16 protein-coding genes are annotated in these 18,142 nt (G+C 44.7%); 6 read left to right on the forward strand and 10 right to left on the reverse strand.

The window, feature by feature from the left end:
• From FEM55_RS12425 to FEM55_RS12435, 3 genes are all read left to right on the forward strand, one after another.
• Positions 1–290 (forward strand): RagB/SusD family nutrient uptake outer membrane protein (locus FEM55_RS12425; RefSeq protein ID WP_138281704.1); only part of this gene is annotated, 290 nt, incomplete at its 5' end.
• Positions 291–381: 91 nt separating this feature from the next.
• A complete protein-coding gene (locus FEM55_RS12430) occupies positions 382–3,771 on the forward strand; it encodes a VCBS repeat-containing protein (protein ID WP_138281705.1) in 3,390 nt (1,129 codons plus the stop codon).
• Complete coding sequence (locus tag FEM55_RS12435; RefSeq protein WP_229209228.1) at positions 3,755–5,116, forward strand: vanadium-dependent haloperoxidase; 1,362 nt, start codon at positions 3,755–3,757, stop codon at positions 5,114–5,116. Before FEM55_RS12430 ends, FEM55_RS12435 begins: the two co-directional genes overlap by 17 nt.
• A 2-nt stretch (positions 5,117–5,118) precedes the next feature.
• Here the strand turns inward: FEM55_RS12435 and FEM55_RS12440 are convergent, their stop codons facing one another.
• Both FEM55_RS12440 and FEM55_RS12445 read right to left on the reverse strand, forming a co-directional pair.
• Positions 5,119–5,898, reverse strand: coding sequence for a patatin-like phospholipase family protein (locus FEM55_RS12440; RefSeq protein ID WP_138281706.1), 780 nt, complete (start codon positions 5,896–5,898; stop codon positions 5,119–5,121).
• An 8-nt stretch (positions 5,899–5,906) separates the two neighbouring features.
• Complete coding sequence (locus FEM55_RS12445) at positions 5,907–6,749, reverse strand: MBL fold metallo-hydrolase (RefSeq protein ID WP_138281707.1); 843 nt, start codon at positions 6,747–6,749, stop codon at positions 5,907–5,909.
• A gap of 105 nt (positions 6,750–6,854) precedes the next feature.
• Here FEM55_RS12445 and FEM55_RS12450 point away from each other — a divergent pair, with 105 nt between their 5' ends.
• Both FEM55_RS12450 and FEM55_RS12455 read left to right on the forward strand, forming a co-directional pair.
• A complete protein-coding gene (locus tag FEM55_RS12450) occupies positions 6,855–9,191 on the forward strand; it encodes a GH92 family glycosyl hydrolase (RefSeq protein WP_229209229.1) in 2,337 nt (778 codons plus the stop codon).
• Between the two features lie 165 nt (positions 9,192–9,356).
• The gene (locus tag FEM55_RS12455; protein ID WP_138281708.1) at positions 9,357–10,505 is read left to right on the forward strand and encodes an FAD-dependent oxidoreductase; all 1,149 of its coding nucleotides are present in this window, start codon (positions 9,357–9,359) and stop codon (positions 10,503–10,505) included.
• Positions 10,506–10,595: 90 nt separating this feature from the next.
• Here the strand turns inward: FEM55_RS12455 and FEM55_RS12460 are convergent, their stop codons facing one another.
• From FEM55_RS12460 to FEM55_RS12475, 4 genes are all read right to left on the reverse strand, one after another.
• Positions 10,596–11,186, reverse strand: coding sequence for an outer membrane beta-barrel protein (locus FEM55_RS12460; RefSeq protein WP_138281709.1), 591 nt, complete (start codon positions 11,184–11,186; stop codon positions 10,596–10,598).
• 89 nt (positions 11,187–11,275) lie between these two features.
• Positions 11,276–12,034, reverse strand: a complete 759-nt coding sequence (locus tag FEM55_RS12465) for a class I SAM-dependent methyltransferase (RefSeq protein WP_138281710.1) — start codon at positions 12,032–12,034, stop codon at positions 11,276–11,278.
• A 143-nt stretch (positions 12,035–12,177) separates the two neighbouring features.
• Positions 12,178–12,393 (reverse strand): KTSC domain-containing protein, encoded by a 216-nt coding sequence (locus FEM55_RS12470; RefSeq protein WP_138281711.1) that lies wholly within the window; start codon positions 12,391–12,393, stop codon positions 12,178–12,180.
• Between the two features lie 41 nt (positions 12,394–12,434).
• The gene (locus FEM55_RS12475; RefSeq protein ID WP_138281712.1) at positions 12,435–12,623 is read right to left on the reverse strand and encodes a hypothetical protein; all 189 of its coding nucleotides are present in this window, start codon (positions 12,621–12,623) and stop codon (positions 12,435–12,437) included.
• 179 nt (positions 12,624–12,802) lie between these two features.
• Here FEM55_RS12475 and FEM55_RS12480 point away from each other — a divergent pair, with 179 nt between their 5' ends.
• Positions 12,803–13,825 carry a threonine aldolase family protein gene (locus FEM55_RS12480; protein WP_138281713.1) on the forward strand — a complete coding sequence of 341 codons (1,023 nt, stop codon included), beginning with the start codon at positions 12,803–12,805 and terminating at the stop codon, positions 13,823–13,825.
• On the opposite strand, the gene FEM55_RS12485 is transcribed toward FEM55_RS12480, so the two are convergent.
• The 4 genes from FEM55_RS12485 to FEM55_RS12500 form a co-directional block, all read right to left on the reverse strand.
• Positions 13,809–14,210, reverse strand: a complete 402-nt coding sequence (locus FEM55_RS12485; RefSeq protein ID WP_138281714.1) for a DUF1398 family protein — start codon at positions 14,208–14,210, stop codon at positions 13,809–13,811. The genes FEM55_RS12480 and FEM55_RS12485 overlap by 17 nt on opposite strands.
• Before the next feature lie 71 nt (positions 14,211–14,281).
• A complete protein-coding gene (locus FEM55_RS12490; RefSeq protein WP_138281715.1) occupies positions 14,282–14,974 on the reverse strand; it encodes a DUF421 domain-containing protein in 693 nt (230 codons plus the stop codon).
• 151 nt (positions 14,975–15,125) lie between these two features.
• The gene (locus FEM55_RS12495; RefSeq protein ID WP_138281716.1) at positions 15,126–15,536 is read right to left on the reverse strand and encodes a hypothetical protein; all 411 of its coding nucleotides are present in this window, start codon (positions 15,534–15,536) and stop codon (positions 15,126–15,128) included.
• A 433-nt stretch (positions 15,537–15,969) separates the two neighbouring features.
• Complete coding sequence (locus tag FEM55_RS12500) at positions 15,970–18,054, reverse strand: M3 family metallopeptidase (protein ID WP_229209230.1); 2,085 nt, start codon at positions 18,052–18,054, stop codon at positions 15,970–15,972.
• Between the last annotated feature and the right edge of the window lie 88 nt (positions 18,055–18,142).

An 18,142-nucleotide genomic window follows, 5' to 3' on the forward strand; every position in this document is an offset into this window, starting at 1 on the left:
TGGCCTATGAAGAGCAGCGTTACCATGATGCACGCCGCTGGATGATCGCCAAGGAAACTTTGGGAAGACCATTGACCTACATTACCGTACTGGGCAAGTTCAAGGCGGGCAAGTCGATGAAGGAACCTTACCGCTACGATCCGGCCGTGTATGACTATACTTACACGCCGGTGGAGGAAAAAGCGCATGAGAACCGGACCTGGATCGACAAGATGTACTTCCGTCCGTTCAGCCGTGACGAGATTAACCGAAATGCACAGCTCGTGCAAAATCCCGGTTACGATAAATAGTTATCTTTTATTGACTAATTTTACCTGAAACTATGCCTTCCGTTAAGAAGGCATAGTTTCTTTTTTCTATTCAACCCTTCGTTTTTCCGATATGAAGCGAATGCAACTTTTGAAAGCAGGAATCATTCTACTGACAAGCGTTTCAATTCTTACAAGCTGTGACAAATCTTCGCATAACGATAAACCGGAAGAAGCAAATGACGGCCCGCACCTTTTTACGCTTTTGCCACCCGAGAAAACAAAAGTTGACTTTGCAAATACATTAACCGAAGGCCTTAATACCAACGTGCTGATGTATGAATACTTTTATAACGGAGGCGGCGTAGCTGTCGGCGATCTCAATGGCGACGGGCTGGATGATATTTACTTTACCGGAAATATGGTTTCCAACAAACTTTATCTGAACAAAGGAAAGATGATTTTTGAGGATATTACCATGGCTGCGGCTGTCGGAGGAAGGGAAAGGCCATGGAAAACGGGCGTAACCATGGCGGATGTGAACGGTGACGGAAAGCTGGATATTTATGTCTGTTACTCCGGGAATGTCTCGCCCGAAAGCCTGAAAGATCAACTTTTCATCAATAAAGGCAACAACGCTGCGGGCATTCCGCAGTTTGAAGAATCCGCTGAAAAATACGGCCTTGGCAATCCGAGCAACAGTACGCAGGCGGCTTTTTTTGATTTTGACAAAGACGGTGACCTGGATATGTTTCTATTGAATCACAATCCGAAATCATTACCGATTCTGGACGAGGCGAGTACGGCCGATCTGCTGAAAAAAGATGATCCTGTAACCGGCGTAAGGTTGTTTCGCAATGATCAGAAAGGAAAAAGCGAGCCATACTTTACGGATATAACCAAGAAAGCAGGCATCCACAGTTCACCTTTGACTTACGGCCTCGGAATCGGGATTGCCGATGTAAATCAGGATGGCTGGCAGGACATGTATATTTCCAATGATTACTCCGTTCCGGATTTTCTATACATCAATAACGGCAACGGAACATTTACGGATGTCATGGAAGCAGGTATCGGACATACTTCTCATTCTTCCATGGGAAATGACATTGCCGATTTTAACAACGACGGGCTGCCGGATATTTTTACGCTGGACATGCTGCCGGAAGATAACCGCAGACAGAAACTGCTTTCCGGGCTGGATAATTACGAACTTTTTGACTTCAATGTAAAGGTCGGCTTTCATCACCAGTATATGCGGAATATGCTGCAGTTGAACGAAGGCTTGGGAAAAAATACAAAAGCGCCTTTGTTCTCCGAAGTCGGGCAGTTGTCCGGCGTTTCGAATACCGACTGGAGCTGGGCAGCACTTTTTGCAGATTATGACAATGACGGCTGGAAGGATCTGTATATAACCAACGGTAATCTCCGCGATTTTACCAATATGGATTTTGTCAAATTCATGGGCGATCATCTGAAAAGGATTGAAGGTCAGGTGAAAAGAGAAGATGTACTGAACCTTGTGTATCAGATGCCTTCTTCCAATATGAAAAACTACCTTTTCCGGAATAATAAAAATCTCACTTTTACGAATGTTGCCGACAAATGGGGAACGGGCGACATTTCGAGCAGTGGCGGAGCGGCTTATTCCGATCTGGACAATGACGGTGATCTGGATCTGATTGTCAACAACATCAACAAACCTGCATTCATTTATCAGAATGACGGCGATAAATTACTGAATAACAATTTCCTGAAAATAAAACTGAACGGAGCAGGAAACAACACACTGGGTCTCGGATCAAAAATCACAATTTACCAAAAAGGAAAGAAGCAATATCTCGAACAAATGCCTACGCGCGGTTATCAGTCCAGCGTTTCGCCTGTTCTGCATTTTGGTTTGGGGAAAGAAAGTGCAATTGATTCTTTAATAATAGTCTGGCTGGGTGGCAAACAACAGAAAATTACTGCTCCGAAAATAAATCAGTTGCTCACACTTTCTGAAAGTGAAGCAAAGTCTGTGAAAAGCATAATCAATACATCTGAGCCCGTATTTACGCCAGTTCAGTCGCCGGTTGCGTATAAAAATCCGGGTATCAGGACAAACGATTTCAAGCGCCAGCCTTTAATGATCAATCCTATTTCGTTTTCAGGGCCTTGTTTGGTAAAAGGCGACGTGAACGGCGATGGGCTTGAAGATGTATTTGCAGGCGGCGGATCGGGCGAAGCTGGAAAACTTTATTTACAGCAGAAAAATGGTTCTTTTACCGATAAACCGGTACCGGCGCTGGAAGCAGACAAGCAAAGTGAAGATACTGACGCATTGTTCCTGGATGTAAATGGCGACGGATTTCAGGATTTGTTTGTGTGCAGCGGCGGTTATGCCAGTTTCATGCCTGAGGATCTGTTGCTGCAAAGCCGTTTGTATATCAATGATGGAAAGGGAAATTTCACAAAGGACGTTGCTGCCTTGCCGAAAATGCTCACCAGTACAAGCTGCGTACGTTCTGCCGATGTAAACGGCGACGGGAAACCTGATCTTTTTGTGGGCGGGCGCGTCATTCCCGGCCGTTACCCGGAAACGCCAAGAAGTTATATACTGATCAATGACGGAAAAGGCAGGTTTTCAGATCAGACTTCGGCACTGGCTCCGGAAATTGAAAGGATCGGGCTTGTGACGGATGCAGCATGGATGGATCTGAACGGGGATAAAAAGCAAGATCTGGTCGTAGTCGGAGAGTGGATGCCGGTTACGGTTTTTACCAACACAAACGGAAAGCTGGAAAATAAAACGACTGACTATTTCGATAAAACATACAGCGGATGGTGGAATAAAATCCTGGCGGAGGATCTGAACGGCGACGGCAAACCGGATCTGGTTCTTGGCAATATGGGATTGAACACGCAATGCAAAGCCAGTGATTCGGAACCTGTTGAAATGATTTACAAGGATTTTGACGATAACGGCGCGATTGATCCGATCATGAGTTTTTATATTCAGGGGAAAAGTTATCCGTACGTGACAAGAGACGAACTGCTGGATCAGATGAGCATCATGCGTACACGTTTTCAGGATTACAAAAGCTATGCGGATGCTACAGTAAAGGAAATATTCACACCCGAGGAACTGGAAGGTGCAAAAGAATTAAAGTCGAATTACCTGAAAACGGCTTATTTTGAAAGAAGCCCAAATGGCAAGTTCGCTGAAAAGAGCCTTCCTCTGCAGGCCCAGATTTCACCGGTTTACACCATTACATCGCTGGATTACGATCAGGACGGGAAGAAAGATTTGCTGTTATGCGGCAATGTAAGCCGGGCAAGATTAAGGTTCGGCAAATACGATGCCAATTACGGCGTTTTGTTAAAAGGAAACGGCAATGGAAAGTTCACGTATATGGATCAGAACAAATCCGGGCTTGGCCTGAAAGGCGATGTAAGAAGCGTGCTTCCAATCGGGAATAAATTGTTGTTCGGGATTAATCAGCAGGAAATAAAAGCGTATAAAATTGATAAAGTTCAGTAAAGCTGCTTTTCTTATTGCGGCTATCTATTTGCTTGGCAGTTGTAAAAAGAATGAAAAACCGGATTATGTAAGTCCCCAGGCCATTGGGCAGGTTACTTCACGAATGACGGACGTAATGATACACGATGTTACTAATCCGCCGCTCAGTGCACGTTTTTTCGCTTACGCATGTCTGGCCGGCTATGAAGTTGTAGCGCAAAATGACACGGCTTACAAAAGTATGCATGGTGTTCTGAACGAGTTTCCTGAAATACAGAAGCCGTCAGTTGAAGCTTATTCCTATCAGCTCGCAGCAGCCTTGGCCATGATTGAAACGGCCAAAAAAATGCAGCCTTCGGGCGCGCTTCACCAGAAATTTCAGGATCAGCTGATCGATTCGTGCCGTCATGCGGGATTCAGTGATGAAGTGATTGCCGGCTCACAGGAATATGCATCCGCCATAACCATGCAGATTCTCAAATATGCCAAGGCCGACCGTTACAACCGGATCAGTAATTTTCCCCGCTATGAGCCTGAAAAAGAAGCGGGAAGCTGGTACCCTACACCGCCGGGATATTTTCCGCCGGTAGAACCTTTCTTTAAAACAATACGTGCATTTACGCTGGATTCTTCATCCCAGTTTCGTCCGGCCCCGCCTGCAGCATTTTCCGAAAGCAAAAAATCGGAATTTTTCAGGCTGATGAAAATGAATTATGACGATCAGAAACAACCTGAACATCGTGTGATGGCTGCATTTTGGGATTGTAATCCGTTTGCACTTGAAAACAAAGGCCATTTGCTCGTCGGGATGAAAAAGATATCACCCGGTGCTCACTGGATGGGAATTACGGCTATTGCATGCAAACAGGCCCAATCGGATTTTTCCAGAACAATGCTGGTAACGACTTCAGTAGCCATCGGTTTAATGGACGGGTTCATGGCTTGCTGGGACGAAAAATACAGAAGTAATCGCATCCGCCCTGAAACTGCGATCCGCAAATACATCGATCCGTCGTGGCAGCCGTTTTTACAGACACCGCCTTTTCCGGAATATCTCAGCGGCCATTCGGTAATTTCCTCTGCGGCTGCATTGATCCTCACGCATTATCTTGGAGACCATTTTGCCTATACCGACACCGTGGAAGAGCCTTTTGGCCTGAAACCGCGTAAGTTCAAATCGTTTCTGGCAGCGGCACAGGAATCGGGCATGTCGCGGTTTTATGGCGGCATTCACTTTATGGACGCTGTTGTAAACGGTCAGAAGCAAGGTTTTCAGGTCGGGAACTGGGTGTTGCAAACTTTGGGAAACAAGCCAGAGCAATCTGCTGACGAACTGATGGCCAAAGCTGCATTGGAAGCTCAGTAAATTTATTTTGTAAAACCGCCTGAACGCATTTCTTCAGCCGCTCTTTCCTGCAGTAATTCCGTTGTATAACGATAGCCGACATCAAAAAGCTGGCGTGCTTTTCGGAAGTCGAAGATACTGTAACGGCTGAGTTCCGGCGGTTCGATCAGGAGATTGCATTTTTTAAAACGTTCTTTTGTTTTGCTGTGCATCGCAAGGATCATGCTTCTGTACACGATTTCAGACGTGGTTTTCAGCGGTTTGTCCAATGCAAACGGATTGCAGTGCATACCGATAATAAATTCGGCTTCATTCAGGACCGGCTCAACGGGCAGATTATTGAGCACGCCGCCATCTACAAGTGAATGTCCCTGAAATGGCACCGGGCTGAACAAGCCCGGAATCGAACACGAAGCCAGCACGGGTGTAGCCAGCATGCCTTTTCTGAAATGGATTTCTTCGCCTGAGACAATGTCCGTTGCAGTTACAATCAGCGGTATTTTCAGCGATTCAAAACTGTTTTCCGGAATGTATTTACACAAAATTGCTTCCATTCGGCTCATCCGTAACAAGCCTTTTGCGCCAAACCCAAATCGTAGATAAGGATAAAAACTTGTCTGGATAACAGCTTCCAAAATTTCGTCCGGCGAATGGCCGTAAGCCAGCATGGCCCCGACAAAGGCTCCGGAACTCGTGCCGCTGAGGATATCCGGCCGGATTCCATTTTGCAAAAGTGCCTTTATAACACCGATATGCGCAATTCCCCGCGCCCCGCCGCCCGATAAAACCAGTCCGGTTTTCATACATTCATTTAAATAAAATCACTTAATGCGCCACGCCTGCGGATAACAATGCCTTTTTCAGATTGTTCCAGAACCGCTGCTTCGTAAAACGGATCATGTTCAAATAACAGTATATGATTTTCCTTAATGGCTGTTTTTAGAACCTGTTCTTTTTCCTGCATCGTCAGAAGCGGCCGCACATCATAACCCATAACCCAGGGCAGCGCAATGTGAAAGGAAGACGGGACAAGATCGGCAGCATAAATGATTTTCTGATTGTTATAGCGGATCACCGGAAGCATCATTTGCTCGGTATGCCCGTCCACATGGATAAAATCAATGGACGCAAACGGCGAAGTTCCTTTTTCTATAAACCTTAGACTTCCTGAATCCTGCAACGGAATGATGTTTTCCTTAAAAAAGGACGCTTTTTCTCTCGGATTCGGATTTACGGCCCAGTTCCAGTGCGATTCATTGGACCAGTAAACAGCATTGGGGAAAGCCGGCAGCAGCTTCGTACGGTCGGGATTATAAATGACTGCGCCTCCGGCATGATCAAAATGCAGATGCGTTAAAATGACATCGGTAATATCCTCAGGCCGGTAACCGCATTTTGTAATAGAAGAAAACAGCGTGGCATCGCCGTGAAGATCGTAATGACTGAAAAATTTCGGATCTTGTTTGTCGCCAAGTCCCGTATCGATCAGAATAAGTTTTCCTTCGTCTTCCACAAGCAGACAGCGCATCGCCCAGGTACAACGGTTGTTTTCATCAGCCGGATTGTGCCTGTTCCATAATGTTTTGGGTACGACGCCAAACATGGCGCCGCCGTCCAGCTTGAAATAGCCGGTTTCAATGATATTTAATTTCATAAGGTAAAAGTTGATTTTTATCACCTTTAAACATTGCGCACTTCAAAAAGCGATGCGTAACATAACATATTTTCGGAATCTTTTGCCCTATTAAAACGAACAAAAATGATCATGCATTTCCGGTTTTCTTTGCTGCCCGTTCCTTTTCTGCTATGCGTGTTGTTCGGCATCAGGAATGTTGCTGCGCAGGAAAAGCCTTTGATTGATTACGTGGAAACCAGAATCGGAACGGCTCCGTCCGCAACGGAAAGCGCACGCATGCACAGCGAAGCTGGCAGTGAGTTGAAGGGACAAACCATTCCTGTCGCCGGCGTTCCGAACGGCATGACGCACTGGACGCCGCAAACGAGAGCTTCCGAAGCAAAATGCATTGCGCCCTATTATTACAACGACACCAGCTTTCAGGGATTTCGCGGTACGCACTGGCTCAACGGTTCCTGCGTGCAGGACTACGGCTCGTTTACTGTAATGCCATTATCCGGCGAACTGATTACGGATGCTGAACAGCGGGCTTCTGCTTTCATGCATGAAAAGGAAAAAACATCGCCGGCGTATTACGGAACATGGCTGGAAAAATATCAGATCCATGCCGAAGTAACGGCGACTGCGCGCGCGGCAATGATGCGGTTCAGCTTTGAAAGCGGGGAAGAATCATTTGTTGTTATTGAGCCAAATAGCGATGAAGGAGAAGCTTTTATCGAAGTTTCCAAGGAAAAAGGAGAAATTACAGGCTATAATCCGGTGCACAGGATTTATCAGGGAGCAGGCCAGCCGGCGGGAATCAGCGGCTATTTTGTCCTGAAATTTGACCGTCCGATCAAGCAGTTTGGCGTCTGGCGCGGCGATACGGTTTCACCGGCTGGAAGGTCCGTGACCGGAAACGGGGACAAGGTAAAATCCGGAGCGTACCTTGGTTTTGGATCTGGCAAGCAAGTCGTTTCGGTAAAAATCGGTACTTCTTTTACAAGTCTGGAAGGTGCAAGGCTGAATCTGGAAAAAGAAATAGGAAGTCAGGATTTTGAAACAATAAGGAAATCGGCTGAAAAAGCATGGAACGAGGCTTTGGGAAAAGTAAAGGTAAAAGGAAGTGAAAAGGATAAAGTTCTATTTTACAGCGCCTTGTATCGTACCAAGCTGTCGCCGAGGCTTTTTTCAGATGCAGATGGGAAATATCCTTCTTTTGCCGGCGGAACGCCCGTTCAGCTTGCAGAAGGATTTGATTATTACTGCGATTTCAGCTTGTGGGATACTTTCCGGGCGGCTATGCCTTTGAATATTCTTCTGGAACCGAAAAAAACCGGCGATATGATGCAGTCGCTCGTCAAAAAAGCGGAGCAAGGCGGCTGGATGCCGATTTTTCCCTGCTGGAACCATTATACCGCTGCCATGATCGGCGACCATGCGATGTCGGTGATGGCAGACGCTTACATCAAGAACGTGCGGAATTTTGATTTGAAAACGGCTTATAGTTATCTGAGAAAAAATGCATTTGAAGTCAATGCCGATCCGAAAAGCTACGATGCGGGAAAGGGCAGGAGAGCGCTGAATTCGTATCTTCAATACGGCTATATTCCTTTGGAAGACAGCGTATGGCAGGCTTATCACAAACGCGAACAGGTTTCACGCACGCTGGAATATGCTTATGACGATTTCTGCCTGTCGGTGCTGGCATCTGGTTTGGGATTCACAGACGATGCCGCGAAGCTGAAAAAAAGAGCCATGAATTACAGAAACGTCATTGATCCGGGAACGGGCTATGCGCGCGGGCGCTATGCAAATGCAAAATGGATCGCTGACTTCGATCCGTTTGTGAAGCGTTCCAGCTTTATTACCGAAGGCTCTCCGGCTCAGTATACCTGGTTTGTACCGCAGGATATTGCCGGACTTCAGAACATGATGGGCAGCAGAAATGCATTGACCAGCAAGCTGGACACACTATTTGAACAAGGTCACTACTGGCATGGAAACGAGCCAAATCATCAGATTTCGTATTTGTATGCATATGCAGGCCAGCCCTGGAAAACGCAGAAGCTGACAAGGAAAATCATCCGTGAGGAATATGACACCGGAAACGGCGGGCTAAGCGGAAACGAAGATGGCGGACAAATGTCGGCCTGGCTGGCGTTCAGTATGATCGGTTTTTATCCCGTTGCTCCGGGTACGCCGGAATATGTGTTGGGAAGTCCGGTTTTTGAAGAAGTAACAATCCATTCGGGTAACGGTAAAAAGTTTGTTATTGAAGCAAAAGGCGTTTCTGAGTCAGCGTATTATATTCAGTCGGCTACTTTGAACGGCAAGGTTTTTACAAGAAATTTCCTCACGCATGCTGAAATTGTCAATGGCGGAAAACTGATTTTGCAAATGGGCACAGAACCCAATAAAACCCGGGGTGCCAAACCGGAGGACGAACCTTTCTCTGTTTCAAAAATCAAATTGAATTGAAATGATGATTATTGGCTTATAATTGAAATATGTGCATTAATAATTGGATTTTGCTTGAATAGTTGGAATGATATATGGTTAATAACTACAAATACGATATAAAATTTGTAATACTTTGCTGTGTTGCTTAATTTCCGTCTGTATCTATTCTCTAAATCCAGTCCGATGAATCGTAGAAGTTTTTTTGCCAGGGCCGTTCCTGCAAGTTTTGCAATAGGTGCGGTTGCAGCTTCCTGTGCGCCGAAATCTCAGCAATTATATCCCGACAAGCACTTTCACATCAGTCGTGGTTATCACCAGATTCCCAAACTAAGGCTTTCCACCGATCGTATTGTAAAGGAAACGGTTGGTTTAAGGCCGTTTCGTGCTTCCGGTCCGAGACTGGATGTTGAAAAACTTGGAAATAAAACAATTGTTCACAATTACGGACACGGAGGCAGTGGCTGGTCGCTGTCATGGGGAACGGGCAATATTGCAAGGAAAAATGTGCTTGCTACCAACGAAAAGAAAATTGCGGTTCTGGGCTGCGGTACCGTCGGCATTGCTACGGCGCGGCTGTTGCAGGAAAGCGGCTGCGAAGTGACCATTTATACAAAAGACGTTCCGCCCAATATCACGAGTAATCTGGCAACAGGCACTTGGTCGCCGGCATCGCGTGTATGTGATGTGAAAGTAGCCAAACCGGAATTTCGCACGGTCTGGGAAGAAGCTACAAGATTTTCATTCCGCAGGTTTCAGTTTCTGCTGGGTATGAATGAAATTGCATGCTGGGCGGAGGAATACGGCGTTTTCAGGGAAATGCCGGTTTACACGCCGGGTGCCGGCGGCGAAGATTTTGAGATTGAAGGATTGCTGCCGGAACGTGTAAAACTGGATTCCAGAGAACATCCGTTTAAAGCAAATCATGTTACGCGGCGTTCCAATCTGATGTTCAACATTCCGGCTTACCTGCGACATCAGTTAACTGATTTTGTGATGTTTGGCGGAAAAGTAAAAATTCAGGAAATCAGAAAACCGGAAGATATTGATGCGCTGCAGGAAAACGTGGTTGTCAACTGCATGGGACTGGGTGCAAAGCCTGTGTTTAATGACGAGGAACTTACGCCGGTTTCCGGTCAGCTTTCATGCCTTATCCCGCAAAGTGACATCCATTACAAACTCTATACGCAAGGTGCCAATTTTATTTCAAGAAAAGACGGCATATTCATTGGAAGCAACGGCATAGTCGGAAACTGGGACACTACGCCGAGTAAAGAGCAAACTGAAAAAACAGTAGGTATTCTGCAAAAACTGATGGAAGAAATGAAAGGATGATCCGGACGGATTCAGAAGATTCAGAAGAAAATGATATCAATAATTGATTTACATTCCCGGAACATATCCGGGAATGTAAATCAGCGGTAATCAGAATGAACTTCCGAGACCAATGATGATACCGGCCTGAAGTGTAAAGTATTTGGTAGAATTGTTGAAGTCTACATTATTGGCATTGCCGACAGTCAGCGTGTTGTCATTACCAAAAACAACGTTATAAGCGCCTTCCGCAAATATCCCGAACGTTTTTCCCAGAGGAATCTGAAGACCTATTTTTGGTGCAATACCAAAGTTGGATGCATTGGCAGTCAGGTCACCGCTTTTCAGCTTAAGGAAGTAAACGCCGGCTTCTGTTCCCACGTATGGACGGATTCCTTTATCTGTAAAATAATACTCAAGTAATCCGGAAATCGGAATAATAGAGCTGGACGATTCCACAGTTGCTGTACTTGGGGTAATTTCCAGGTTTTCAGTAAATACTTTTGCAGTAGCACCCACCGCTACTCTGGGTCCAAGAAAAAAACGAAGCTGTGCTCCGCCGCCATAAAGTCCGTTTGAAATATCTCCCTGATCCGAGAATCCGTATGATCCGTGTAAAGAAATGGAAGGCTGGGCAGAAGCCTGGCCGTACAAAATGCTGCCAAGCAGCATAAGTGCAAACGTACAAAAGATGTTTTTCATTGATTTTAGAGATTATAGTCGATTGAAGAATTAAGTATTACATTAATTGCCTTATCAATTATTGTGCCTGACTTCAAGCCTGAGTCTTCTCAGGCTTTGCGTGGCTGTTTTACATTTCTTCCGATCCGCAGCAGTGTAGGAAAACGGACAGTTTTTTTATCTTCATTTCCCCACAACTGGCGAAGTTCCTCGGCTATCTCTTCAACAGGGTTGCTTTTGTTCTGTTCCATGTAATGCTGCACAGCAGACCAGGTATTCAAGTACCCGATCAGATCATCTGCGCTCCATTGCATAACCTGAACAAATTGTTGCCCTGATTTTATTTCATCAAACGGAAACGGGATGGTAGCATATCTCTGGTTGATATATTCCCGCTCTTTGTCCCAGTATGGCCCGAGAACATCTATGTATAATTTCTGAACTACTTTGTCTGTTGCTTCGTCAATTTCGAGAAGTGCGTAGCCAATGACTGCAATAATGCCTTCATCTTTCAGTACAGCATGTACTTTGGCGTAAAATCTGTCGAAGTTGAACCAGTGAATGGCCTGCGCTATGGTAACAAGGTCAAACTGGTTTTCAGTAAAGCTGTTTTCTTCAGCACTCGCAACGATATACCGGATATTTTCTCTTTTAACCGCATTACTAAGCTGCTTCTCGCTGATATCGGTTGCAAATACCGTATTGAAATATCCGGAAAGTTTTGCTGCAAGCTGACCGTTTCCTGTTCCGCAATCCCATACAGCATCTTTGGTTTTAACCGTGGAAAGTATAAAGTCAAAAGCTTCGTCCGGGTACGTAGGACGAAACCTTGCATATGCATCGGCCTGTTTTGAAAAATTGTCTTTCATGAAATTTCTGGTTTTCTGTTCAGGAAAATACTGTACAAAAAACTCAGACCTGCGGGAAAGGTTAATTTAGCTGTTGGCTGTTAGCTTTTAGCTTTTGAAAGTTACGGATGCAGACATCAAGCTACTCTGAAAGAAAGAAAGCGTTATTCAAGCCGGATAAAAGGATAGCCGCAATCCTTGATGTTCCGGTCAAAAAAAGAACCTTTGGACGGCGATTTCAGAAAAAGCTGAAATATTTCCGGGTCCACTTCCTTATAATCGTACATCCGCCCTGATAAAAATTTCACGCGCAAAGTCCGTTTCGGATAATCATAGCCAATAGCAGCCAGACTGGAAGAATCAACAGAAACCATATCCATATTCAACTACTTTATGCCAAAATGTAGTTTGTAAAATTGCACTATGCAACATCCTCCTTGAGGTGATACCTTCTCCGTATTTCATTGATCAGGAATTTTTTCTGGGCTGTAAAGCTTTCAGGGTGCATGTTTGGAAACAATTCTTTCCATTCTGAAAACCGGGTTTCATCAGCTTCTCTGAATGCAGTAGCATCAATTTTTTTCTGTTTCAAAAATTCTTCAAATTCCATTCTTTCTTTTTTACTGCAATATATCAGTTTAAAATTTCAGGCGTACAGCTTTGAAATTTCATTTCTGCCTGCGTTTTTACCAAAATATACAGGTTCTTTAAAATGAACATTCCGTTATTTGCATTATAGAAATGTTGAAAAAAAAGAATTGGGCCTGAATGGCAAAGGTATTTTTGAAAATGAAAATAGACTTACGAAGCGATACGATTACAAAACCTACGCCGGAAATGCAGCAGGCCATGTGGGCGGCAGAAGTGGGCGATGATGTACTGGGCGACGATCCGACGGTGAATGCTCTGCAGGAAAAAGCAGCCAGGCTTTTTGGAATGGAAGATGCCTTGTTCTGTCCTTCCGGAACCATGACCAACCAGCTTGCAATCCGTGTGCATACACAGCCCGGAAGCGATGTGATCTGTGACAAATATTCTCACATTTACCTTTACGAAGGCGGTGGCATTATGCTGAACGCACTATCGTCCGTGAAGCTGCTGGATGGTGACAGAGGCCGCATTTCTGCTGCTCAGGTTGCCGGTGCCATAAGTCCTGTCCATGATATTCATTCAACGGTAACGCGGCTTGTATCATTGGAAAACACCATGAACAAAGGCGGAGGCTGCTATTATGATTTTCAGGAGATAAAAGCGATCCGGGAGGTTTGTTCACAAAACAACATTCCGCTGCATCTGGATGGCGCCCGGCTTTTCAATGCATTGGTGGAAACCCGCGAGTCACCGGAACAGTACGGGCAGGTTTTCGACAGCATCAGCATTTGTCTCTCCAAAGGGCTTGGCTGCCCGGTCGGTTCACTGCTGCTCGGAACCCGGGAAGTAATCAGCAAAGCGCGTCGCTTCCGTAAGGTAATGGGTGGCGGCTGGCGGCAGGCCGGTTTTCTGGCTGCCGCAGGAATTTACGCGCTGGACAATCATATAGAACGTCTCAAAGAAGATCATGGCAGGGCACGCAAGATCGGAGAAATGTTCCGTGCCAGGCCGGAAGTCAGAAATATACTTCCTGTTGATACCAATATTGTCATTATAGAAGTGGATGAAACGATTTCAGAATCCGCCTATGTCAGAAAGCTGGCAGATGTTGGTATTCTGGCTGTTGCATTCGGCAAAAATCTGGTCCGTTTTATCACGCATCTTGATTTTAACGACGATCATCTGGAGGAAATGAATAAAAGGCTCAAACTTCTGGAATAATTTCCTCGTATTCGTATTCAGAATTGGGCCCCTGATAAATTACCTTCATTCCGGTCAGGTCTGCAACGTACGTATGAATCCCGGCATTTCCGATTTCTCTCAGGAATGTCGGGTAATCCGTGGCGCCTTCCTGATTACGCTTGATTGCAGCTTTGACATCTTCCAGTACAAACGCTTCGGCACACTCAAATTCAGGAAAATCGCCGGGAATAATCAGTTTTTCCCCGTTCATAGCGGTGTAAGTTCTCTTATTGTTCTTGACCTTTACTTCATAATTGTCAACACCAAAGGATTTAAGACTTTTTACAAAATAAGGATAAGATTGTCCCTGTGAACGCTGCTCCACAGACTTAATAAGATCTTCTGTCAATTCAATCAGTTCCATAGTAATACTTTGATATTTTAACGTAAAATACCCAATTAGGGCCTTATTTCAAGAATTTCCAAGAGAAAAAATCAGGCAAGCCGCAAATTGTTTATGGCTGTAACCCATTCGTCTTTTTCGCAAACCGGGCATATGGCGGTTCCTGCCTGGTGTTCTTCTGTATGGCCGCAAAATGAACATGCGTGATAACCGTCTTTTGAAATAGACTTGCTTTTCTTATTGTAGAGTTCAGGCAGCAGAGGCAAGCCGTATTTTACATCTTCATCCTTGAAAAAGAAAACGCTGACCTCGCCGGAAGGTTCAAGATAAGCATTGCGCACTTGTCCGAGGTGCTCGATGCTTTTGACGCGCAGTTCAGAAAAAAATTCGTCCTGCGCCAGGCTTTCTTTTGCAAATTCGGTTATTGAAAATCTGCCATTATGGATGAGACAAACCGTTTTGCCTTCAATCAGTTTTTCAAACCAAGTGTTTTTCCCGGTCAGCCATGTTACCGATCTGTACAGTGCAATGACGGTCGAAAACACGACAAGAGCAGGAATAATGCCTACGTCTTCGTAAAACATGGGATCACCCGCAGCAGAGCCCAGCGAAATAATGATAACGATTTCAAAAATCGACAGCTGTTTTACGCCTCTTTTTCCGGTAATGCGCAACGCAATGAGCAGGAAAGTAAACATGACGGTGGACCGTAACATTACTTCCAGCAGAAAAGCAACTGGCATTTCATTAAAAAGCACACGATCCCACTCGAAAATTTCTTTCATAAAGGAAAAAATATTGGCATAGTACAGGATATAAAGTAAGTTCTCAGACGTTTTTAATTACGGGCCTCAAAAGAAAAGATGTTATTCAAACCAGAATCTGGTCAAATAACATCTTGATCTTAACTAATTTATTGATGAAGTGCAATATTGTTTACTCCGCATTCTGATCATCGGTCGGATGAACGATCAGCGAGCTTCTTGTATCCAGTTTCTTAATCATTTCTGCAGACATCGCATCGGCATAAACCCCGTAGCTGCTGACAAGCGTACCTTTCAGGCCATCTTTGGATTCAATCGCATAAAGTATGGACATGTCCGAAGGGTTTGTCATACCTTCAAACCTGAAAACTTTTACAATGTCAAAATCATCCGGGGAAAGCGACAGCTTGATGCCATCTTCTTTATGGAATTCCAACGAATGCGCGGTCATGTTGAAATCGTATGTATAACCTTGTTCCTGCAAACTTTCAAGTGTTTCTACCAGAGTATCCGGCTCACTCATATTTTTGTTCGATGGATGCGGTTTGTTTTCGTTATCCTTATCGGTGTGTTGCAAATCCATAATGAAAATAATTTAGGTTATTGATATTTATATAATCAGTCTGGCTGACGTTTGTCGATTCCATTTCACAAATACAGAAAACCAGATTCCGGCTTATGCTATAATAAAATAAACCGTACTGATTGATTCAATAAACGGATTACAAGAAAAAACTATGCCGAACATACGCAACATTTCATGTGCAGGAATATTCAGTTTGTTCATTTAAAAATGCTATGCAGACCGTTGTTAAAAGTGATGCAAAATGCTGTAACCAATCGATTTAAGTTACTGCCCGTTCTTTGCCATTATGCACTTTATAACGGCCTATGTTCAGTTGCTGGCAAATAACATAAATGCCAATATGAGGTCAAAGCACCTCATATTGGCATTTATGTAGAAACTGCAGCAATAAAATAATGTTATTGAAAAAACGGTTTAAATCATATTCGGATCAGAGTGCTTTGTCAAGTCCGCGGTTCTCGAGCAGGTATTTCACATCCGGTTCACGGCCCCGGAAGGATTTGTACAGATTCATCGGCTCTTCGGTTCCACCTTTTTCCAGAACATTTTTCCGGAAAGATTTGGCAGTGGCAGGATCAAACAGATTTCCGGTTTCCTTGAAAGCTGCAAAAGCATCGCTGTCCAATACTTCCGACCAGATGTAACTGTAATATCCGGCTGAGTAGCCGCCCGAAAATACATGCTGAAAATAGGTGCTGCGGTAACGCGGTGCAATTTGCCTGATCAATCCGAGTTCGTTCATTTGTTCCTTTTCAAATGATGTCGTCTGCACTTTCGTACCGGAACGTATTGTATGATAACCCATATCCAGCAGGGACGCCGCAAGATATTCCACCGTTGCAAATCCCTGATTGAATTTGGAAGCCTTTTTCATTTTTTCAATCAGTTCGTTCGGGATCACTTCGCCGGTCTGATCATGTTTCGCATAAAATTTCAGAACTTCGGGTTCAAAAGCCCAGTGTTCCATAATTTGCGACGGCAATTCCACAAAGTCGCGCGGAACGGAAGTTCCGGACAATGTTTCAAATTTCACGTTTGACAGCAAGCCATGCAATGCATGTCCGAATTCATGAAAGTACGTTTCAACTTCATCGGGCGTCAGTAAGGCGGGTTCACCGGCAGCAGGCTTTGCATAATTGCAGACAATGGATACAACCGGTGCAATGCGCTTTCCGTTTTTGATCGCCTGCTTCCGGTATGATGTCATCCACGCACCGCCGCGTTTGGATTTGCGTGTGAAAAAATCCATGTAAAATATTCCCACATGTGTGCCGTCCGCTTCCTTTACTTCATAGGCGACTACGTCTTCATGGTATCTGGGAATATCTTTAACCTCGCTGAAAGTCAACCCGTAAAGTTTTTCAGTAACCGTAAAAATACCGTCTCTGACATTTTCCAGTTTGAAGTACGGTTTCAGTTCTTCTGCATTGTAGTTATATTTCTCTTTCCGCACTTTATCGGCATAGTAAAACCAGTCCCAGGCTTCCAGCTGTTCACCTTTGCCGTTTTTGCCCATAACTTTCTGCATTTCCAGCGCTTCCATTTTGGCAACAGGAAGTGCCGCTTTCCAAAGACTGTTAAGCAGTTCATAAGCCTGTGCGGGCCTTTTGGCCATGCTTTCTTCGAGTACGTAATCGGCATGCGACTTATAGCCAAGCAAATCAGCTTTTTCAGCACGCAAGGTTGCAATCTGCGCTATGATTTCCTTGTTGTCGTATTGATCGTTGTAATTGCAGCGGTTGATATAAGCCGTGTACATCCTTTCTCGGAGCTGCCTGTCGTCCGCATATTGTAAAAAAGGCATTACGCTCGGATTGTGTAAGGTGAATTTCCATTTTCCATCCTGTCCGGCCTCTTTCGCAGATTGTGCCGCAGTGGATTTCAGCGAAACAGGCAATCCCGACAACTGCGATTCTTTGTCAACAATCAGCTCAAAATTATTTGTTTCGGCCAACAGGTTTTGGCCAAAACGCACGGTAAGTACCGAAAGCTCTTTGTTGATCTCCCGCGTCCGGGCTTGCTGCGCACCATTCAGATTGGCTCCACTTCGGACAAATGCCTTGTACATTTTTTCGAGGAGCCGCTTTTGTTCAGAGGAAAGGTTTTCACCTGCCTGCTTTTCATGGACTGTTTTTACTCTTTTAAACAGTTCGGCATTCAGGTAAATGTCATCGCTGTGCTGAGACAACCGGGGCGCAATTTCCTTTGATATCTTTTCAATTTCAGGATTTGTATGGGCTGAAGAAAGGTTGAAAAAAACGGTGCTCACATTTTTCAGCAAGTCGCCGCTTTCTTCAAGCGCAGTAATGGTATTTTCAAAGTTCGGAGCAGACTGCTGCTTGCAAATTGCCTCAATTCTTTTTTGCTGTTCTTTCATGCCCTCTGCAAATGCAGGCATAAAATGTTCAGGTTCCACTTTATTGAAAGGCGGAACCTGAAACGGCGTGTTGTACTCGGATAAAAAAGGATTGTTACTTTGTTGTGCCTCAGCGGCTTCATTGATTGATAAGGTCATGCTGGCGGTTATAATTATAGCCTGAGTAAAGCGTTTCATATGTCAGAAAATTTTCTTTTCAAACCGCAATTTATCAATTGAATCTTAT

Origin of the sequence: Dyadobacter sediminis, assembly GCF_005860765.1 — a bacterium.
Lineage (GTDB): Bacteria > Bacteroidota > Bacteroidia > Cytophagales > Spirosomataceae > Dyadobacter > Dyadobacter sediminis.